Annotated in this window: 2 tRNA genes; both read left to right on the plus strand. The window is 46.4% G+C overall.

Annotated elements, in window-relative coordinates:
• The first annotated feature begins 10 nt into the window (after positions 1-10).
• A tRNA-Ile gene (locus tag M992_RS14440) sits at positions 11-87 on the plus strand.
• Between the two features lie 127 nt (positions 88-214).
• Positions 215-290: transfer RNA gene (locus tag M992_RS14445), tRNA-Ala, on the plus strand.
• Positions 291-308 lie beyond the last annotated feature (18 nt).

The following is a 308-nucleotide window of genomic DNA, read 5'->3' on the forward strand; positions in this document are numbered from 1 at the left end:
TGGTATCAATAGGCTTGTAGCTCAGGTGGTTAGAGCGCACCCCTGATAAGGGTGAGGTCGGTGGTTCAAGTCCACTCAGGCCTACCAAAATCGAATAATGCGGTGTTGAGTTCGTTGGTTTACATTGTAAACGCAATGAAGATTCGCTGACTGCGTTCGATTTAGCTTTTTATAACGATTAATAACCGTTATTAGGTACTGTTATACTTGTTATGGGGCTATAGCTCAGCTGGGAGAGCGCCTGCCTTGCACGCAGGAGGTCAGCGGTTCGATCCCGCTTAGCTCCACCATAACAATTGCTCATTAAA

Origin of the sequence: Moellerella wisconsensis ATCC 35017 (assembly GCF_001294465.1) — a bacterium.
Taxonomy (GTDB): domain Bacteria; phylum Pseudomonadota; class Gammaproteobacteria; order Enterobacterales; family Enterobacteriaceae; genus Moellerella; species Moellerella wisconsensis.